18 protein-coding genes are annotated in these 19,374 nt (G+C 60.7%); 6 read left to right on the top strand and 12 right to left on the bottom strand.

All coding sequences use genetic code 11. The features are described 5' to 3' along the window. The first annotated feature begins 226 nt into the window (after positions 1-226). Positions 227-661 carry an NINE protein gene (locus tag ACL9RI_RS15750; protein WP_422727458.1) on the top strand — a complete coding sequence of 145 codons (435 nt, stop codon included), beginning with the start codon at positions 227-229 and terminating at the stop codon, positions 659-661. Between the two features lie 258 nt (positions 662-919). Next, positions 920-1,552, top strand: a complete 633-nt coding sequence (locus tag ACL9RI_RS15745) for a glycine zipper 2TM domain-containing protein (protein WP_422727457.1) — start codon at positions 920-922, stop codon at positions 1,550-1,552. Between the two features lie 195 nt (positions 1,553-1,747). Here the strand turns inward: ACL9RI_RS15745 and ACL9RI_RS15740 are convergent, their stop codons facing one another. From ACL9RI_RS15740 to ACL9RI_RS15715, 6 genes are all read right to left on the bottom strand, one after another. Continuing rightward, positions 1,748-3,538 carry an acyl-CoA dehydrogenase gene (locus tag ACL9RI_RS15740; protein WP_422727456.1) on the bottom strand — a complete coding sequence of 597 codons (1,791 nt, stop codon included), beginning with the start codon at positions 3,536-3,538 and terminating at the stop codon, positions 1,748-1,750. Between the two features lie 91 nt (positions 3,539-3,629). After that, entirely contained in the window at positions 3,630-4,562 is a 933-nt protein-coding gene (locus ACL9RI_RS15735; protein ID WP_422727455.1) for an electron transfer flavoprotein subunit alpha/FixB family protein, read from the bottom strand. A 74-nt stretch (positions 4,563-4,636) separates the two neighbouring features. Next, a complete protein-coding gene (locus ACL9RI_RS15730; RefSeq protein ID WP_422727454.1) occupies positions 4,637-5,386 on the bottom strand; it encodes an electron transfer flavoprotein subunit beta/FixA family protein in 750 nt (249 codons plus the stop codon). 252 nt (positions 5,387-5,638) lie between these two features. Continuing rightward, a complete protein-coding gene (locus ACL9RI_RS15725; RefSeq protein ID WP_065308091.1) occupies positions 5,639-5,866 on the bottom strand; it encodes a sulfurtransferase TusA family protein in 228 nt (75 codons plus the stop codon). A 244-nt stretch (positions 5,867-6,110) separates the two neighbouring features. Then, complete coding sequence (gene alaS / locus ACL9RI_RS15720; protein ID WP_422727453.1) at positions 6,111-8,723, bottom strand: alanine--tRNA ligase; 2,613 nt, start codon at positions 8,721-8,723, stop codon at positions 6,111-6,113. A gap of 114 nt (positions 8,724-8,837) precedes the next feature. Then, positions 8,838-9,269: a Fur family transcriptional regulator gene (locus ACL9RI_RS15715; protein ID WP_422727452.1), complete on the bottom strand. Its 432-nt coding sequence runs from the start codon at positions 9,267-9,269 to the stop codon at positions 8,838-8,840. Positions 9,270-9,461: 192 nt separating this feature from the next. On the opposite strand from ACL9RI_RS15715, the gene ACL9RI_RS15710 reads away from it, so the two are divergent. Continuing rightward, on the top strand, positions 9,462-11,525 hold the full coding sequence (locus tag ACL9RI_RS15710; protein ID WP_422727451.1) for a TonB-dependent receptor domain-containing protein: 2,064 nt from the start codon (positions 9,462-9,464) through the stop codon (positions 11,523-11,525). Between the two features lie 38 nt (positions 11,526-11,563). On the opposite strand, the gene ugpQ is transcribed toward ACL9RI_RS15710, so the two are convergent. After that, positions 11,564-12,304, bottom strand: a complete 741-nt coding sequence (gene ugpQ / locus ACL9RI_RS15705) for a glycerophosphodiester phosphodiesterase (protein ID WP_422727450.1) — start codon at positions 12,302-12,304, stop codon at positions 11,564-11,566. Positions 12,305-12,495: 191 nt separating this feature from the next. Between ugpQ and ACL9RI_RS15700 the strand changes: the two genes are divergently transcribed. After that, positions 12,496-13,599 (top strand): sensor histidine kinase, encoded by a 1,104-nt coding sequence (locus tag ACL9RI_RS15700; protein WP_422727449.1) that lies wholly within the window; start codon positions 12,496-12,498, stop codon positions 13,597-13,599. Beyond that, on the top strand, positions 13,596-14,408 hold the full coding sequence (locus ACL9RI_RS15695; protein ID WP_422727448.1) for a LytR/AlgR family response regulator transcription factor: 813 nt from the start codon (positions 13,596-13,598) through the stop codon (positions 14,406-14,408). The genes ACL9RI_RS15700 and ACL9RI_RS15695 overlap by 4 nt, the downstream gene beginning before the upstream one ends. Positions 14,409-14,410: 2 nt before the next feature. Here ACL9RI_RS15695 and ACL9RI_RS15690 read toward each other — a convergent pair whose 3' ends face one another. Beyond that, positions 14,411-14,737 carry a hypothetical protein gene (locus tag ACL9RI_RS15690; protein WP_422727447.1) on the bottom strand — a complete coding sequence of 109 codons (327 nt, stop codon included), beginning with the start codon at positions 14,735-14,737 and terminating at the stop codon, positions 14,411-14,413. A 132-nt stretch (positions 14,738-14,869) separates the two neighbouring features. Next, positions 14,870-16,120 carry an MFS transporter gene (locus tag ACL9RI_RS15685; RefSeq protein WP_422727446.1) on the bottom strand — a complete coding sequence of 417 codons (1,251 nt, stop codon included), beginning with the start codon at positions 16,118-16,120 and terminating at the stop codon, positions 14,870-14,872. 101 nt (positions 16,121-16,221) lie between these two features. On the opposite strand from ACL9RI_RS15685, the gene ACL9RI_RS15680 reads away from it, so the two are divergent. Continuing rightward, positions 16,222-17,121: a LysR family transcriptional regulator gene (locus tag ACL9RI_RS15680; protein WP_422727445.1), complete on the top strand. Its 900-nt coding sequence runs from the start codon at positions 16,222-16,224 to the stop codon at positions 17,119-17,121. A gap of 46 nt (positions 17,122-17,167) precedes the next feature. Here ACL9RI_RS15680 and ACL9RI_RS15675 read toward each other — a convergent pair whose 3' ends face one another. The 3 genes from ACL9RI_RS15675 to ACL9RI_RS15665 are packed head-to-tail and all read right to left on the bottom strand — an operon-like array spanning position 17,168 to position 19,350. Then, on the bottom strand, positions 17,168-18,040 hold the full coding sequence (locus ACL9RI_RS15675; RefSeq protein WP_422727444.1) for a hypothetical protein: 873 nt from the start codon (positions 18,038-18,040) through the stop codon (positions 17,168-17,170). Positions 18,041-18,059: 19 nt separating this feature from the next. Continuing rightward, positions 18,060-18,848 carry a hypothetical protein gene (locus ACL9RI_RS15670; protein ID WP_300751956.1) on the bottom strand — a complete coding sequence of 263 codons (789 nt, stop codon included), beginning with the start codon at positions 18,846-18,848 and terminating at the stop codon, positions 18,060-18,062. Next, positions 18,838-19,350 carry a hypothetical protein gene (locus ACL9RI_RS15665; RefSeq protein WP_422727443.1) on the bottom strand — a complete coding sequence of 171 codons (513 nt, stop codon included), beginning with the start codon at positions 19,348-19,350 and terminating at the stop codon, positions 18,838-18,840. The genes ACL9RI_RS15670 and ACL9RI_RS15665 overlap by 11 nt, the downstream gene beginning before the upstream one ends. Between the last annotated feature and the right edge of the window lie 24 nt (positions 19,351-19,374).

Here is a 19,374-nt window from a genome sequence, read left to right as displayed (position 1 = left end):
TGCAGCAAGCGTTATGATGACGGGCGTGTAATTTGGGCTAATCAAACATTATGACCAGACATCGCCAAAGACGCAATACCCGTCTGCGTTTATCAGGCTTGCACGGTCATAAAACGCGTATTTTACACGTGCGTAGCATGGCGCTTATGCTACACAAAATGCTATCCCTGGCGCAGGCGATGCACCATACTGGCAATCTTTACCGATCAGCAATCCTGGAGTTCGCATGAACAGCACGACCATGACGCAATCTGTACACAAGAACAAGGCTTTTACCACCCTGCTGGCGTTTCTGTTGGGCACCTTGGGCCTGCACCGCTTCTATTTGCATGGCGGCAAGGATCGCTGGGGCTGGCTGCATCTGGCTGCCTTGCCCGCCAGCCTGGCCCTGCGCTGGCTGCTTCCCGCAGCGGACTGGTTTTACCAGATACTGCCCCTGATTATCTCTGCTTTGGCCGGTTTCCTGGAAGCGCTGGTGCTGGGACTGATGCCCGATGAAAAATGGGATGCCCGCTACAACGCCGCCTCAAGCCAGCAATCCGATACCGGCTGGCCGCTGGCCGTGGTGCTGGTCGCTACCCTGATGCTAGGCGCGGGCGTGCTGATCGCCACCATGGCGCGCCTGTTCGATTTGCTTTATACGGGCGGTGCCTACGGTTGAGAACGCCTATCAAAACCTACTGCGCGTCGGTATAGGTAGCCTGCGATGCTCACCAGCTAGGCGCCCCCGTACTTGTGTACGGTTGCGCTTCTTAGCCACCTCTCCCTTCCGCTCGCTACGGTTTTGTTAGGCGTTGTCATGTCCCCTGACAAATCGCCACCCCGCGCACTGCACGCGGCGGTGTTGGCAAGCAATTATGCTTTTCCTCTATACTGGTTTCAAGACCAGCCTTGCTGGCATTTCTTAATGGAGAAGATCATGATTCGTCGCCCCTTAATATTAGCAGCCGCCATCGCCACCCTGTTCAGTGGCATGGCCAGCGCGCAAAACCTGTCGCCCAAGGCGCAATACACCTACGATACCAAGCAGGCCAACACGCGCTATGCGGATGACAAGAAATTGTGCGCCGAAGAGACCACCTCGAAAACGCGTTTGCAGTGCCTGCGCGACGCCAAGAGCGAATACGACCAGGCCATCATCAACGCCAAGGCTGCGCAAAAAGCGGCGCTGGCCGGCGGCTCGACTCAATATCAGCCACCACAGGCACAACACCAGATCTGCGCCGATTGCGGCAAGGTGCTGGCAGTCAATGTGACCGAAAAAGCCGGTGAAGGCGGCGCGCTGGGCCTGATCGGCGGCGGCGTGGCTGGCGCCCTGCTGGGCCGCCAGGTGGGTGGCGGCACAGGCCGCGACCTGGCCACCCTGGCCGGCGCCGCGGGCGGCGCGTATGCAGGCAAGCAAGTCGAAGGCCACTACAAAAACGCCAAGGTGTGGACCGTCACCGTGCAATATGAAACCGGCGCCAAGGCCGATTTCAATTTCGACCAGGACCCGGGCCTGGCGGCTGGTGACCTGGTGCGCAACTCAGGCAATGGCATTGCCCGCCGATAAAAATCAGCGCAGCAACAATAAGCCCGAGTCCTGAACCAAGGCTCCCGGGCCTAGCGGCCCTGAAAAATGTCGAGGGCAAGGCGCAGCGACGCAGACAGTACGCATGTACGGCAAGGAAGCTGCAACGCCGCCATCGACGTTTTCTCAGGGCCGCGTCTCCGGCCCGCTGTTTTTAAGATTTAAGATTTAAAACCATCAAAACTGCGCTTCATCCAGCGCCATCACGCCGGCGCTGCCTTCGATGATAGTGGCGCGCAAGCCCGGCGCCTGCGACAGGACATGGTCGGCAAAGAAGCGCGCCGTACCGATCTTGGCCTTGTAGAAGGCCGCATCGCCGCTGCCCTCGCCCAGTTTTTGCTGCGCCACGATGGCCGCGCGCGCCATTTGCCAGCCTCCCAGCACGATACCGGCCAGTTTCAGATACGGCACGCTGCCGGCAAACACGCCCTTGATATCCGTCTTGACGTTGGCCAGCACATACTCGACGACCGCTTCCAGTGCGGCGCTGCCTTCGGCCAGGTGGCGCTGCATGGCCTGGAAGTCGGCGCCCGTCAGCTCGCCCAGCTGGGCTTCCGTGGCGCGCACCTGGGCGATGATGGCCTTGGCGACCGCACCGCCGTCGCGCACGGTCTTGCGGCCCACCAGGTCATTCGCCTGGATCGCCGTCGTGCCTTCATAGATGGTGAGGATCTTGGCGTCGCGGTAATGCTGGGCGGCGCCTGTTTCCTCGATAAAACCCATGCCGCCATGCACTTGCACGCCATCGCGCGCCACGTCCTGCGACATTTCCGTCGACCAGCCCTTGATAATCGGCACCAGGTATTCATAGGTGGCCAGGCTTTCCGCCCGCACGGCCGCCTCCGGGTGGTGATGGGCCACGTCGCTGATGGCCGCGCCCACATAGGCCAGCGCGCGCGCCGCCTCCGTTTGCGAACGCATGGACATCAACAGGCGGCGCACGTCCGGGTGATGGATGATGGCTACGGGACCGGGCGAGCCGGCCAGGTCGCGCGACTGTACGCGGTCCCTGGCGAAAGTGACCGCTTGCTGATAGGCGCGCTCGGCCAGGCCGATGCCCTGCAGGCCGACGCCGAAACGGGCCGCATTCATCATGATGAACATGTATTCCAGGCCACGGTTTTCCTCGCCCACCAGGGTGCCGATGGCGCCGCCATGGTCGCCGAACTGCAATACCGCCGTCGGGCTGGCCTTGATGCCCAGCTTGTGCTCGATCGACACGCAGTGCGCATCATTGCGGGCGCCCAGGCTGCCATCGGCATTGACGAGGAATTTCGGCACGATGAACAGCGAAATGCCTTTCACGCCAGCCGGCGCATCCGGCGTGCGGGCCAGCACCAGGTGGACGATATTCTCGGCCATGTCGTGCTCGCCATAGGTGATGAAAATCTTGGTGCCGAACACTTTATAGGTGCCATCTTCCTGCGGCACGGCGCGCGTGCGCACGGCAGCCAGGTCGGAACCCGCTTGCGGCTCCGTCAAGTTCATGGTGCCCGTCCACTTGCCCGACACCAGGTTTTCCAGGTAAGTGGCTTTTTGACCATCGCTGCCCGCCGTCAGCAGCGCTTCGATGGCGCCATCCGACAGCAAGGCCACCAGCGCAAACGAGATGCTGGCCGAGTTGAGCATTTCGATGCAGGGCGTGGCCAGCAGTTTCGGCAAGCCCTGGCCGCCGAAGTCGGTTGGATGCTGCACGCCTTGCCAGCCCGCTTCACCGTAAGCCTTGAAGGCTTCCTTGAAGCCTTTCGAAGTCGTGACGTTGCCGTCATGGAAAAAACTCGGCTCCTTGTCGCTGGGACCATTCAAGGGGGCTACCACGCCGCCGCAGAATTTGGCGTTTTCTTCCAGCACGGCCTCGGCCGTGTCCGGCGTCGCGTCTTCGCAGCCGGGGAGCGTATGGATTTCGGCCAGGCCGGCCAGTTCGTTCATGACGAACAACATATCTTTCAGCGGGGCTTGATAGCTCATCTTATTTCCTCCAAGAAAAAAGCCACGCGCAGCTCGCCGTGGAGGCGGGCCGGCGTGGCTTTGTAATAAACAAAACCCGAAGTGGCTTGAATTAGCCCAGTTCTTTGACCAGTTGCGGCACGATCTCGAACAGATCGCCCACGATGCCGTAGTCGGCGACCGCGAAAATCGGCGCTTCCGGATCTTTATTGATCGCCACGATGGTTTTCGAATCTTTCATGCCGGCCAGATGCTGGATCGCGCCCGAGATACCGACGGCGATGTACAGCGATGGCGCAACAATCTTGCCGGTCTGACCCACTTGCCAGTCGTTCGGCACGAAACCGGCGTCCACGGCAGCGCGCGAAGCACCCATGGCGGCGCCCAGCTTGTCAGCCAGCGGCTCGAGGATCTGGAAGTTTTCAGCCGAACCCAGGCCACGGCCACCGGACACGATGATTTTCGCGGCGGTCAGCTCAGGACGGTCGGACTTCGCCACTTCGCGGCCCACGAAAGCGGACTTGCCATTGTCGGCCACGGCAGCGATGGTCTCGGTGGCAGCCGAACCGCCGGTGGCGGCAGCGGCGTCGAAACCGGTGGTGCGCACGGTGATGACCTTGATCTTGTCGCCCGATTGCACGGTAGCAATTGCGTTACCGGCGTAGATGGGACGCTCGAACGTATCCGGGCTATCGACCTTGGTGATTTCCGAGATTTGCGCGACGTCCAGCTTGGCGGCCACGCGTGGCAGGATGTTCTTGCCGTAAGCGGTGGCGGGCGCCAGGATGTGGCTGTAGTTGCCGGCGATCGCCAGCACTTGTTCGGCCACGTTTTCAGCCAGGCCGTCAGCGAAATGCGGCGCGTCGGCCACGATGACCTTGGATACGCCGGCGATTTGCGCAGCAGCGGCAGCAGCGGCAGCGGCGTTCGAGCCAGCGACGAGTACGTGCACGTCGCCGCCGCACTGGGCAGCCGCGGTCACGGTGTGGTGGGTGCTGCCTTTTAAGCTAGCGTTGTCGTGTTCAGCAATAACTAATGCGACCATGATTATTCCTATAAGTGCCGGGGTCAGACCCGTCGGGTCTGACCCCAGGTTTAAATTTTTTGGCGGCAAGCCGCTTAGATGACTTTGGCTTCGGTACGCAGCTTGGCGACCAGGGTGGCCACGTCCGGTACCTTGATGCCGGCCGAGCGCTTGGCTGGTTCGGCAACTTTCACGGTTTTCAAACGTGGCGTGACATCGACGCCCAGGTCTTCCGGCTTGGTGATGTCGAGCGGCTTTTTCTTGGCCTTCATGATGTTCGGCAAAGTGACATAACGCGGCTCGTTCAGGCGCAGGTCGGTGGTAATGATTGCTGGCAAGGTCAACGCCAGGGTTTCCAGGCCGCCGTCGACTTCGCGGGTCACGGTGACTTTACCGTCTTCCAGCACGACTTTCGAGGCGAAGGTGGCTTGCGGCCAACCGAGCAGCGCCGCCAGCATCTGGCCGGTCTGGTTGCTGTCGTCGTCGATGGCTTGCTTGCCCAGGATAATCAGTTGTGGCTGCTCTTTCTCGGCCAGCGCCTTCACCAGCTTGGCCACGGCCAGCGGTTCCAGTTCGGTCGTCGTTTCCACCAGGATGCCGCGGTCGGCGCCGATGGCCATCGCGGTGCGCAGGGTTTCCTGGCATTGGGTCACGCCGCAGGAGATGGCGACCACTTCAGTCACCTTGCCGGCTTCTTTCAGACGCGTGGCTTCTTCCAGCGCGATTTCATCGAAAGGATTCATCGACATTTTGACGTTGGCGGTATCGACGCCAGTGCCGTCACTCTTGACGCGTACTTTGACGTTATAGTCGACCACGCGTTTGACGGGTACCAAGACTTTCATAGCTATGCCTTTGGGAAATTATAAAAATGACGGATCAAGTGCTGATTGTGACTTCGATTATAAGAGAAATTTGAATCTTGAACCGAATTTAAGCACGATCGTGCGATTTTTTGTTAGAGCAATCCATCTAAATCAGGATGTTGCACGGATTTCAAGGAAAAAAAGAGAACGCTGCAGGGCAGCAAAAGCGTGGCAGCAACGGGGTGCAGATACGCGGCCAGGCCGTTCTGCGACGGCCCCGGCCCATCAGATTTACTTGCGTTGCATCAAGAAAACAAACTCCGTACCCGTTTGCACATGCGACAGCAGCGCATTGCCGGTTTGTTTGGCAAAGGCCTGGAAGTCGCGCACGGAACCGGGATCGGTTGCCATGATGCGCAGTACCTCACCGCTTTGCAGCTCTGCCAATGCTTTTTTTGCTTTCAGAATCGGCAAGGGGCAATTCAAGCCCCGCGCATCGAGTTCTTTATGAAATTCCATAATCTCGGTATCAAGTAGTGTGTCGCTCATCAATATCCCACCATTGTTTTGTTGTACTGATTTTCGACATAGTACTCCAATTAGCGGCCCATGACGCGCTGCACCAAAATAGTTCAACAGCTGTTGTGGGGTCACAACGAGAGGACAAATAAAATAAGGGCCCGCAAACCTGGTTTGCGGGCCCTTCTGGCAGGCTAGCGAGCATACGAACCCGCATGCCTGCTGGCTTTCGACGTATATCGCCTTATTTTGCGCGTTCGCCGACCCAGGCTGGGACACCCGCCAGGGCAGTTGACAAACCGCTCGGATCAGTGCCACCAGCTTGCGCCATATCAGGGCGTCCGCCGCCTTTTCCGCCCACTTGTTGTGCAACGAAGTTCACCAGTTCGCCTGCCTTGACCTTGGCAGTCGCGTCTGCCGTCACGCCGGCGATCAGGCTGACCTTGCCGTCATTGACGCTGGCCAGCACGATGGCGGCCGTTTTCAGCTTGTCCTTCAGCTTGTCCATGGTTTCGCGCAAACGGGCCACATCGGCGCCGTCCAGGGTGGCGGCCAGCACCTTGATGCCATTCACATCCACGGCTTGCGTGACCAGCTCATCGCCCTGGCCGGACGCCAGTTTCGATTTCAGCGCAGCCAGTTCTTTCTCCAGCGCCTTGACGTGGTCTTGCACCTGGCCGATGCGGGCCGTCAGCTCTTCCGGCGGCGTTTTCAGCGCGCTGGCGGCGTCGAGCAGGCGGCGGTTGATGGTTTGCACCAGCGCCAGCGCGCCCTCGCCCGTCACCGCCTCCACGCGGCGGATACCGGCGGCCACACCGCTCTCGGCGATGATCTTGAAGAAACCGATATCGCCCGTGCGCTGCACGTGCACACCGCCGCACAACTCTTTCGAGCTGCCGATGTCGAGTACGCGCACTTCATCGCCGTATTTCTCGCCGAACAAAGCCATCGCGCCATGCTTGACGGCATCGTCAAACGACATGTGCTGCGCGTGCGTGGCGTGGTTTTCCAGGATCTCTTTGTTGACGATGGTTTCCACGGCAGCGATCTGATCGACCGTCATCGGCGCATGGTGGCTGAAGTCGAAACGGGTTTTATCCGGGTCGACCAGCGAGCCTTTTTGCGCCACGTGGCTACCCAGCACTTCGCGCAGGGCCTTGTGCATCAAGTGCGTGGCCGAGTGGTTGCGGATGGTGCGGCCGCGCTTGGCCTGGTCCACTTCAGCAGCCACTGCATCGCCCACTTTCAGGCTGCCCGAAGCCAGCACGCCATGATGGCCAAACACGTCGGCCTGGATTTTCAGGGTGTCGCTGACGGTAAACACGCCCGCACCGGACGAGATCAGACCCTGGTCGCCCACCTGGCCGCCCGATTCCGCGTAGAACGGGGTGGTGTCGAGCACCACGATGCCGGCTTCGCCTGCCTTGAGTTCCTGCACGGCAGTACCGGCGGCGTACAGGGCCACCACTTTGCTATTGAAGCTCAGCTGGTCGTAGCCGACGAATTTGTTTTTCTCGCCTGCGTACTCGACCTTGCTGTCTTTATGCGTCTTGCCGCCCTTGCGCGACAGTTCCTGGCTTTCTTTCAAGGCTGCGTCATAGCCCGCCTGGTCGAACGTGATGTCGCGTTCGCGGCAGATATCGGCCGTCAGGTCTGGCGGGAAGCCATAGGTTTCGTACAGGGTAAACGCGGTAGCGCCATCGATGCCCGAACCATCCCTGGCCAGCTGCGCTTCCAGCACTTTCATGCCGGTTTCCAGGGTTTCGCCGAAACGCTCTTCCTCGGCCTTCAGCATTTGCGCCACATTGTGCTTGGCTTCTTCCAGCTCAGGGTAAGCGCCGCCCATCTCGATGGCCAGGTCGGCCACCAGCTTGTAGAAGAATGGCTTGGTCTGGCCCAGTTTGTGGCCATGACGCAAGGCGCGGCGGATGATGCGGCGCAAGACATAAGCGCGGCCTTCGCTGCCCGGAATGACGCCGTCGACGATCATGAAGGCGGCCGAACGGATATGGTCGGCGATCACGCGCAGCGACTTGTTTTCCAGGTCGGTGGCGCCGGTTTCGCGCGCAGCAGCCTTGATCAAGTGCTGGAACAGGTCGATTTCATAGTTGCTGTGCACGTGCTGCAGCACGGCCGCCAGGCGTTCCATGCCCATGCCGGTATCGACGCAAGGCTTCGGCAGCTTGTGCATCACGCCCGCTTCGTCGCGGTTGAACTGCATGAACACCAGGTTCCAGATTTCAATGAAACGGTCGCCGTCTTCGTCTGGCGAGCCCGGTGGGCCGCCTGGAATGTCGGCGCCGTGATCGTAGAAGATTTCCGTGCACGGACCGCATGGGCCCGTGTCCGCCATTTGCCAGAAATTATCCGAAGCGTAGCGCGAGCCCTTGTTGTCGCCGATGCGGATGATGCGTTCGGTTGGTACGCCGATTTCTTTCGCCCAGATGTCATACGCTTCGTCATCTTCGATATACACGGTGACGGTCAGCTTATCGACCGGCAAGCCATACACCTTGGTCAGCAGTTCCCAGGCGTAATGAATCGCATCGCGCTTGAAATAGTCGCCAAAGCTGAAGTTGCCCAGCATTTCGAAGAAGGTGTGGTGGCGCGCCGTGTAGCCGACGTTTTCCAGGTCGTTATGCTTGCCGCCGGCGCGCACGCAGCGCTGCACGGAGGTGGCGCGCGTGTACGGACGGCTGTCGGTGCCCGTAAACACGTCCTTGAATTGCACCATGCCGCTGTTCGTCAACAGCAAGGTCGGATCATTGCCTGGCACCAGGGAGCTGGAGCGGACGATGGAATGGCCCTTGGACTCGAAAAATTTGAGGAACTTGTCGCGGATTTCAGATGATTTCATGTTTTATTGGCAAAAAGTGGCGGCAGCTTTAAAGGGGTGATTATACGTGATATGGGGGCCCGGAATTAAGGGACAAGCAAGGGTAAAGGCTGAGTAGACGCTGGATACGGCCCCTCAGGCCGGGTCGGCGTGGCTGCAATCGTGCGGCTTGGCAAGCACGGCACTGGCGCCGGTATTGCAATCGGCACAGCGGCCATACAAGGTCAGCTCGTGGTGCTCGACCACAAAACCTTGCGGCGCCATCCGTTTCAAGTCGCCAGGACAATCATGCACATCGAACACGCGCTGACACTGGGTGCACTGGAAATGGTGATGGTGGTGATTGGCCACCGCGTTCGATTCATAACGCGGGTTTTCACCGGGCAAGGTTACGACCTGCACCTTGTCTTCCAGCACCAGCGACTTCAGGTTGCGGTAGACGGTGGCGATGCCCAGTTGCGTCACTTGCAGACTGGCCTGTTCGAGTATCTCTTGCGCCGACAAGGGGCGCTGGGCCGACTCGATGGCGGCTTGTATAGCGGTTTTTTGACGTGTTGTGCGTTCCATAGCCCACAGAATACACCATCCACCCTCTCCACTTCAGCACCATGTCGGCGACTGTTTATCTTTACTGCATGCAAAATTCGCCACCCAATAATGATAATGCGTTATCATTATCATTTTATGGCGCAGCTGATATTTTCCGAAGCGCCTGTCACTCAATGAAAACACTGTTATAAACAAAGGAATTCCAGCCCCATGACCGTTACCAAGCACCTGCACCGACCGACCCCGCTGACCCTGGCCCTGACGCTTGCCTTTGCCGCTCCCGCCAGCGTATGGGCACAACAAGCCCCTGCCCTGCCCGCCGTCACCGTCTCGGCCAGCGCCCTGGCCCTGGGCAGCGACGAGATGAGCACCCCGGTGACTGTACTCGAAGGCGAAGAACTGGTACGTGCACGCGAAGCAACCTTGGGTGAAACCCTGGCCGGCCAGCCCGGCATCACGTCCAGCCATTTCGGCGCCGGCGCCAGCCGCCCCATCATCCGCGGCATGGATGGCCCGCGCGTCAAAATCCTGTCCGATGGCGCCGAAGTGCAAGACGCGTCCACCATCAGCCCCGACCATGCGGTGGCGGCCGAACCGATGCTGTCGGAACAGATTGAAGTGCTGCGCGGCCCGTCCGCGCTGGCCTATGGCGGCGGCGCCGTCGGCGGTGTGGTCAATGTGATCGACAAGAAAATTCCTACCCGCGTGCCGGCCAAGGGATACGAAGGCAGCGCGGAAGTGCGCGTCAATTCGGCCGCGCGTGAAAAGGCGGGCGCGTTTGAAGTGACGGGCGGCTCGGGCAATATCGCCGTGCACGCAGAAGGCGTCAAGCGCAACGCCAGCGAATACAAAGTGGGCAGCGGCTGGGATGGCGGCTCCACCGTGCCTGGCAGCTATAACCGCACGGATACAGGCAGCGTCGGCGTGTCGTGGGTGGGCGAACGGGGTTTCCTGGGCCTGGCCTTCACCAGCCAGCACGCCGAATATGGCTTGCCTGGCCACAACCACGAATTTGAAAGCTGCCATCCGCACGGCACGCACCTGCATTGCGGCGGCCACGAAGGTCACAATCATGGCGATGAAGAAGAACACGACCACGATCACGAAAGCGGCGACGTGCCCTACGTCAAGCTGAAAAGCCAGCGCTGGGATGTGCGCGGCGAATTGCGCGATCCCGTGCCCGGCTTTGCCAAGCTGCGCCTGCGCGCGTCCTTCACCGATTACCAGCACGATGAAATCGAAGGCACGGAAGTGGCGACCACCTTCAAGAACAAGGCGCACGATGCGCGGCTGGAAATGGAACACCATCCCGTATTCGGCTGGCGCGGCGTGGTCGGCTTGCAGACGTCGAAGCGCGATTTCTCCGCCCTCGGCGAAGAGGCGTATGTGGCGCCCACCGTAACGAAAAAACACGCGGCCTTTCTGATCGAGGAATACAAGCTCGATCAATGGCGTTTCGAAGCGGGCTTGCGTCACGAATGGCAAGACATCGCCGTCGACAGCGCCACCCTGCAAGACCGCAGCGCCAAGGGCACTTCGGTCTCGCTGGGCGCGGTCTGGAAATTCGCGCCACAGTATTCCTTGGGTTCCACCCTGTCGCGCACCCATCGCTTGCCCAGCGCCGAAGAACTGTATGCACACGGCGTGCACATGGCCACGGCCACCTATGAATTGGGCAACCAGGATTTGAACAAGGAAACGTCGAACAATATCGACTTGACCTTGCGCAAATACGCAGGCGCCACCACCTTCTCGGCCAGCGCCTACCGCAACAAGATCGACAACTACATCTTCGGCTCCACCCTGGATAGCCATGAAGGTTTCCAGCTGATCCAGTACACGCAGCGCGACGCCACGTTCACGGGCTTCGAAGGGCAAATCCGCCAGCAGCTCAACCTGATGTTTGGCGCCAGCCTGTTCGGCGACAGCGTGCGCGCCAGACTGGCCGATGGCGGCGGCAATCTGCCGCGCATTCCGGCACAGCGTTTCGGTGTGCGATTCGATGCCAACTGGCAAGCGTGGAGCGGTGTCGCCGAGTTCTACCGTGTCAACAAGCAAGACAAGGTGGCGGCTTTTGAGACGGAAACACCGGGCTACAATATGCTGAACCTGAGCGCCAACTACGACACCCGCATCGGCACCACGCCGGCCCAGTTCTACATCAAGGCCAACAACCTGACAAACCAGCTGGCGTTCAGCAACACCTCGTTCATCAAGAACGCAGCGCCGTTGACGGGACGTAACTTGACGGTGGGGCTGCGTCTGACGTTTTAATATGCTGTTTGGGGTCTGACCCGCCGGGTCAGACCCCACTATTGCGCGGCAATCAAATCTATCCTGTCCGTACAAAACCCATCCACGCCCCAGGCCAGCAACTCGCTGGCCCGCTCGGGCGTGTTGACGGTGTAGCAAAACAAGCCCAATCCTTCCTGCTTGACCGCCTGCGCCAGCGCAGGCGTCAGTTGCTTGTGGTTGCAATGCAGGGCCACCACGCCCAGCTCCTTCGCCTGCTGCGCCCAGCCAGCGGGAATCTCTTCCACCAGCCAGCCGCGCGCCAGCGCGGGCGCGGCCTGGCGGGCCGCTTGCAGGGCTTCGATACTGAACGACGATAGCAAGGGCAAGAGTGCTCCGGCGGCAATCTCGGCCGCAAAATAATCGCGCGTGGCGCGCGCCACCACTGCTCCCGTCTGTTCCTCAAAACCAGGCGCCGGCTTGATCTCGATATTCATCCAGATGCCCTGCGCCTTGCAATAGTCCACGACGGCTTCGAAGGCAGGCACTCCCTCGCCAGCAAAATCGGGGCCGAACCAGGCGCCCGCCTCCATCTTGCCCAATTGCGCCGCCGTGTAATCGTTGATGTTTCCAGTGCCAGCCACGGTGCGGCCCAGTTGCGGGTCGTGCACCACCACCGGTAGACCATCGCGCGCCAGCATGACGTCGAATTCCACGGCGCGGTAGCCATAGGCCAGGCCGCAGCGCAAGGCGGCCAGCGTGTTTTCAGGGGCCAGCGTGCCGCCGCCGCGGTGTGCCAGGATGCGTGGATAAGGCCACATGGGAGTCCACCAGTCGGTATGTGTCGAAAACCAGACTATCGCGCCGGCGCAGGGAAAAGTAAAGTCCAGCTCGCAGCCATGCCGCCATGCCACCACGATTCGCGCCGTGCACAGCCCGTTTCGTCGCAACGGGCTTGACCAGACACACAGGACGGCCGAGGATAGCCATATCGTCAATTAAAGGTTGCACCATGCATTCCGCCCCGCCTGTCACCCACAAGAAAAAAAACCGCTGGTATCAAATGCTGTATGGCGCCCGTTATGCGCTGGTGATCAGCATCATCTTTACCATCGTGATCACTTACGGGCTCGATCCGGGCAGCGACATCACACTGAACTTTATCGCCTCGATGTGTATCGGCAGCATCATCTATATTGTGTTTAACGGACTGCGCCTGACCTTGTTGAACCAGCAGCGCAAGCACAAGCTCTGGTATCTGATCGGCCTGATGCTGGTCGTCGCGCCGCTGGGGCAAGTAGCCGGATTGAAACTGTTCAGCTGGCTGACTGGCGTGCCGGTCGATAGCATCGCCAGCCTGCTACCCACCAGAATCATCAGCACCCTGACCTTTACCCTGATTGGCGGTGGTGGCGCCGTGCTGTTTTTTGCCAACCGTGAAAAAATTGCCCGCCTGGAAGCGGCGGCGGCCGAGGAAAAGGCCCGCGCCGAATCGGTGGCGCGCCAGGCCATGCAAACCCAGCTGCAACTGCTGCAGGCGCAGATTGAACCGCATATGCTGTTCAATACCCTGGCCAATCTGCAAGGTTTGATCAGTTTTGACACGGACAAGGCGCAGTTGCTGCTCGAGCAACTGATTCAATACTTGCGCGCCACCCTCAGTTCTTCACGCACCGACACCACCACCCTGGGCCAGGAATTTACGCTGATGGACGCTTACCTGGGCCTGATGTCCATCCGCATGGGTGCGCGCCTCGGCTATACCCTGCAATTGCCTGATCATTTGCGCGAGGTAACAGTACCGCCCATGCTGCTGCAGCCACTGGTGGAAAACGCCATCCAGCACGGCCTGGAACCGAAAATCGAAGGCGGCCATATCACGGTCGAGGCCAGCAGCGATGGTGCACAACTGAGCCTGACGGTGCGTGACGATGGCCTGGGCCTCGATCATCCGGGCCAGACCAAGGGCACCCAGCTCGGTGTATCGAATATCCGCGAACGGCTGCACGTGATGCATGGCGACGCGGCCAGCCTGTCTTTAAACGCCCAGCCACAGGGCGGCGCCATCGCCTGCCTGATCCTTCCCCTGCACACCACTACGAGCATCCAGCCATGAACGAAGCTACTTCCCCCATCCGCGCACTGATCGCCGAAGACGAACCGATACTGGCTGCCGCCCTCACTCACGCCTTGCGGCGGCTGTGGCCGGAACTGGAAATCGTCGCCACCTGCGCCAATGGCGTGGAAGCGCTGCAGCAAGGCCTGGCCCTGTTACCGGACATCCTCTTTCTAGACATCAAGATGCCCGGCAAGACGGGACTGGAAGCGGCCGAGGAAATGGCCGAGCAATGGCCGCAGACGCGCCCGTTTCCCCACATCGTGTTTGTCACCGCCTATGACGAATATGCCTTGAACGCCTTCGAGCACGCGGCCGCCGACTACGTCTTGAAGCCTGTCAACGATGTCCGCCTGGGCAAGACGGTGGAACGCCTGCGCCAGCGCCTGCATGCAAACAAGGCCGACACGCAGGCAGCCCCGCCAGCAGACGACAACCTGGCCCGTTTGCTGGCGCAGCTGCAGGCGATGACGCCGCCCGCCCCGCGCCTGCAGATGATACGGGCGGCCGTGGGCAACAGCGTGCGCATGATCCCCATGGCGGACGTGGTGTATTTCGAAGCGCTGGACAAATACATCAACGTGGTATGCCAGGAGAGCGAAGCGCTGATACGCACCAGCCTGAAGGAACTCTTGCCGCAACTGGACCCGCAGCAATTCTGGCAAATCCACCGCGGCACCATCGTCAACGCCAGCGCCATCGCCAGCGCCGTGCGCGACGATGCCGGCAAGCTGTCGCTGACCCTGCGCCAGCATCCGGCGCAACTGCGGGTCAGCCCGCTCTATGCACACTTATTCAGGCAGATGTGAAATCAGTGCAGCTGATGCTTCAGGTCCGATAGTTCATCATGCACCTTCAGCACCGCCTGTTTCATTTCCGGTGTCAGCTGGGTGGCCATGCCGCACGCCTGCCTGGCCCGGTCGCCCAGCGATTCCAGTTGGTCGACGGCCTGGCGGATGCGCGCATCGTCATGCGTATCGATGGCACGGCGCACTGCACTCTTTTGCTGCTCCAGCTGGTCCATGCAATCCTTCAAGTCCATCGGCATGGCTTGTGCGCTGCCGCACATTTTTGCCGCCTGGCCTATCGCTTGCTCGATGACGCCAAAGCGCCGTGCCACTTCGCTTGCCTGCATCATGGGAAGCCTCCTTGTGTTACGGGTTGTCTGCTGTTGGACAGGCAAGTCCACTGGAGGTTCCCCGGCGCTTACGGCCTTGTCACCCGATCGGTACCGACACGGCACAGGGCATGAGCATCTACCAGATCGGCATCATGCCGCCGCCACGCTTGCCCCCAAGGGCTGCAAATGGCGCAGCCGCAAGGCAATCAGCAGGCCGCCCCCCAGGCATAAACCCAACATGATGACCACGCCGGTCCAGCCATCGAAACCCCACATCATGCCCGAGGCAGAGCCGAGCAGGCTGGAACCGAGGTAATAGAACAGCAGGTAAAAGGCCGAGGCCAGCGCTTGCGGCGCGCGGGCGCGGCGGCTGACCCAGCTGCTGGCAATCGAGTGGGTGGCAAAGAAACCGAAGGTGGCAAGCGCCATGCCGGCCACGATCATGAACAGCGAATTGAACAGGGTCAGCAAGATGCCCGCCAACATGATCGACAGCATGATCCACAGCACGCCGCGCCGTCCCAGCCGGTCCACCAGGCGGCCCGCCCAGACGGAACTGAAAATGCCGATCAGATACAAGAAGGCCAGCAAGCCGATGGTGCTTTGACGCAAGCCAAATGGCGCGGCCAGCAGGCGGTAACCGATATAGTTATACAGGCTGACAAAACAGCCCATCAGCAGGAAGGACAGGCAAAACAGCCATGGCAGGCCGGCATCGGAAAAATGCTGGCGTACCGCGTGCGGCAAGGCATGCCAGCCTTTGGTACTGGCTGTAAAGTTTTTCGACGCGGGCAAGCTGCGCCAGAATTCAGCCGCCGCCAGCATGCCGGCCACGCCCAGCACGCCCAGCGCCCAGCGCCACGACAGGAAATCGCTGAGCACGGCGGCGATCAGGCGTCCCGACATGCCGCCAAAGGCGCTGCCGGCAATATACAAGCCCATCGACAGCCCCAGCGACGGCGGATCGATTTCCTCGCCCAGATAGGCCATGGCCACGGCCGGCATGCCGCCCAGCGCAATGCCGAGCACGGCGCGGATGGCCAGCAATTGTGCAAAATCCTGGGCAAACGCAGACAATACCGTCAGCACGGCGGCGCTGACCATGGAAAACACCATCAGCGATTTACGGCCGATGCGGTCCGACACGGCGCTCAAGAGCACCAGCGAGATGGCCAGCAAGCCGCTCGAGACCGACAAGGACCAGCTGCTTTGCGCCGGGCTCAGGTGAAACTGGTGCGACAGCAGGGGAAACAGCGGCTGTATGCAATACAGCAAGCTGAAGGTGGAAAAGCCGCCAAAGAACAGGGCGCGGTTGGTGCGCGTGAATTCGGGCGTGCCCTTGGCGATGGCAGGAGCAGCAGGTATAGAAGGTGCGGCAAGGGCGAGCGATAAATCAGACATGGACGTGTTCGGTAGGAGCGAATTTTCATCATAAGATTGTCAACTCATATCGTCCAATATATATTTAAGGCCCAACTCATATTTAAAAAAGATTACTGGATATGGAATTACGCCACCTGCGCTACTTCGTCGCCGTCGCCGAAGAGCTGCATTTCACGCGTGCGGCCGAGCGCCTGCATATCGGCCAGCCGCCGCTGAGCCAGCAAATCCAGGCGCTGGAAGCGGAACTGGGGGCGCAATTGCTGGAGCGAAATAAACGTTCGGTACGGCTGACGGAAGCGGGCCGTCTGTTTCTCGACGATGCGCGCCGCATCCTGGCCCTGTCGGAACAGGCCGCCATCACGGCGCAGCGCGCCCAGCGGGGCGAAGCGGGAGAGTTACGCATCGGCTTTACCTTTTCCACCCCCTTCACGCCCTATTTCGCCACCGTCATCAACCGCTATCGCCAGCAGTTCCCGCATGTCAGCCTGACCCTGCATGAGATCGCCACCCTGCACCAGCTCGAAGCGATCGCCGCCCGCTCGCTGGACCTGGGTTTCGTGCGCACGCCCGAAACCACCTTTCCTGACGCCATCAAACTCACGGAGCTGCGGCAAGACCCGCTCTTGCTGGTGCTGCCCGTCAACCACCCGCTGGCAGCCCAGCAGGAAGTGGCCGTGGCCGACCTGGCCGGCGAAGCGTTCGTCATGTATCCAAAGAATGCGGGGACGGGGATTTATCTGCGGATTTTCCGCCTGTGCCGGGCGGCAGGCTTCATTCCCCGCATCACCCAGGAGGCGGGCGAAGCATCGACCATCATCGGCCTGGTGGCGGCCGGCTGCGGCATTTCCGTACTGCCCGCTTCGTTCGACCGCATCCGCATGGATGGCGTCTGCTACCGCCCGATTGCCGACCCGCAGGCCACCACCAGCCTGTTCCTGGCTTTACGGGACGATGAAACTTCGCCGCTGGTGACGGCCTTCGTGCAGCTGGCCGAAGCAGCGGCGAAAGAAGGCAAGTGAATATGGAAAGTGTTGGGGACAGGCCCGAAGGGACTGCCCCAATCAGTTAAGAATAATCCGCGTCCAGCTCCGAGCCGGCATAGTTTTCCAGGTCTTCGAACAGGCTTTTCATGCTGGCCCGCGTGCGGATTTTCTGCACCACGGTACAGCTGCGGCGGTACGAGGCGATGCGGTCCTGCAGCACCGGGTGGTGCTGTGCGGGCACCTTGGCCAGCAGCGCGGCCCAGCCTTCTTCGAAGTCGGGCTTGTTCTTGCGCACGGACCGCACGAAACGCTCGAACTCTTTCTGGCCCGTGCGTGCAATGATGCGCCCTCCCCCTTCGATGGCGAAGATGATGGCCAGCGCAATCACGCCCTCGGCATTCAGGTCGCTGTCGCTGACGGGACCGTTGTCATGGTGGCGGCGCAGCCAGCTGGCCAGGCGCACCACGGCTTGCACTTCCTTGCGCTGCTGCAACTGCAAGGCATATTTTTCATAGCCGGCCCAGTTCTGGTTCGGGTCGGCCTGGCAAATATCGATGAACAGCTCGCGCAGGCGCCGCGCCATGTAGACGGGGTCCTGGTCATACTCGCCCACCAGCGCATCTTCGGGCAGTTGCGACAATTCCTTGATCAGGCGAAAGCCCACCTGGAAGGCATGCTCGGCGCCATGCTCGACCAAAAAGTCCAGCGCAGCCTGGTCGCCTTCGTGATGCAAGGCGTGTTCCAGGCCCAGCGAAACGCCGCCCACCGTCAGGTACAAGGCTTTCTGGATGCCGTCGGCCGTGCGTTCATTGGTGAACTTCTCGGCCACCATGGCCGTGATGCCCGTCAATTCGTCGGCCAGGTTCAGCGCAGCGTCGGGACGCGGGTCCGTCGGCAACAGTTTGATGGCGCGGATCAGGCGCGGAAGATTCTCTACAACAATTGCTGGCAGCATTAGCGGTTCCCTGCTTTCATCAAGAGAAGATACCGGTGCCCAGGCTGCGGCGGGCGCTGGCGCGCGGCGCGCTGCGCGTGCTCGGCACTTGCTTGCGCAGGCGGTACAGCAATTCCTTGGTGCTACGCTGCAACATCGTCGGCTCTTCATCCGGGTCGTCCGAATACTCGGCGTCGGCCAGGTCGGCGCTGTGGCGGAAGTCAGGGAACAGTTCGAACAGCGAGCGGTCCCAGCCATCTTCATTGGCTTGCGCCAGTTCGATTGCCAGCGGCACGATATCGTTGTCGGACGAAGTCACGCCCGTCACATACGGTCCCTTGATGACGATTTCGCCCGCCACTTCCAGGATTTCTTTTGGCGCCATCGAGAACAGGATGGCAAACGCCGTCGCGCCCCAGTCGGTGGCCGAGGCTTCGAGCAGCAATTCGCGGCGGCGCTCGGCGTCGTCGGTGGAAAACACCACGCCGTGGATGTGGGCGAACAGCGCTTCGGCGATGCGTTCCGGGTCATCCTCGATCTGGTCGTCGCTCCAGGTGGCGGCGATGAAGGCCAGGCTGTCGGCCCAGGCCTTGGGCGGCACCAGCAAGGTGGCCAAGGACATCTTGCCGCCGTCGAAACCGGCCAGGTGCAAGGCCGTCACTTGCGGCGGAATCGAGCTCAACACCTCCACCACGGCCAGGTCGCCATATTGATCGGCCGCATCGGCAAACGCCTGCTCGGCGTGGCCCAGCGAACCGGACAACACCAGTTCCGTGACTTGTTTCGTCAGCGCGGGAAGGTTGCTTTTTTTATCATCATTATCGGCCATGGTCATCTCCATCCTGGTCAAACATATTGGCGAAATCGTCGGTCGCCTGGTCTTCGTCGTGCTCATCGTCGCCATCGTCATTGGCAGCCAGCTGGTCCAGCGACTGGTCATCGTCGTCCCACAGGCGCGGATGCTTGTGCAGGAAAGCCGTGATGATGGCCTGGCGCGCCAGGTCGGGGAAGCTGTCTTCGATGGCGGCATACATCTTGGCCGCTTCCGGATCGGCGCAGGACGCCATGGCAAACACGCGGGCCGGGTCGCCGAACTCGTAATCTTCGCTTTCGGCCAGCAAGCCTTTCGGATCGCTGAAGCTGATGTGGTCGACCAGCGCAAAAGCCAGCATGTTCACGTCTTCGATGCCGCCGCCGCTGGCGTATTCGCCCACCAGCGCGTCGACCATGCTCTTGTAGTTCTTGCGGTTCGGCGGATCGCCCAGGATGCCTTCGATCTGGCCTTCCAGCTCGCGCGACTGGTACGCGAATTCAGGGTGTACTCTTCTCATGTTGTGCTTTCCAATGTGATACGC

This window comes from Janthinobacterium sp. Mn2066, from assembly GCF_049319705.1.
Classification (GTDB): Bacteria; Pseudomonadota; Gammaproteobacteria; order Burkholderiales; family Burkholderiaceae_D; genus Janthinobacterium.
The sequence above is the reverse complement of the archived record's forward strand: the minus strand, read 5'-3'. Positions and strand labels throughout refer to the sequence as shown.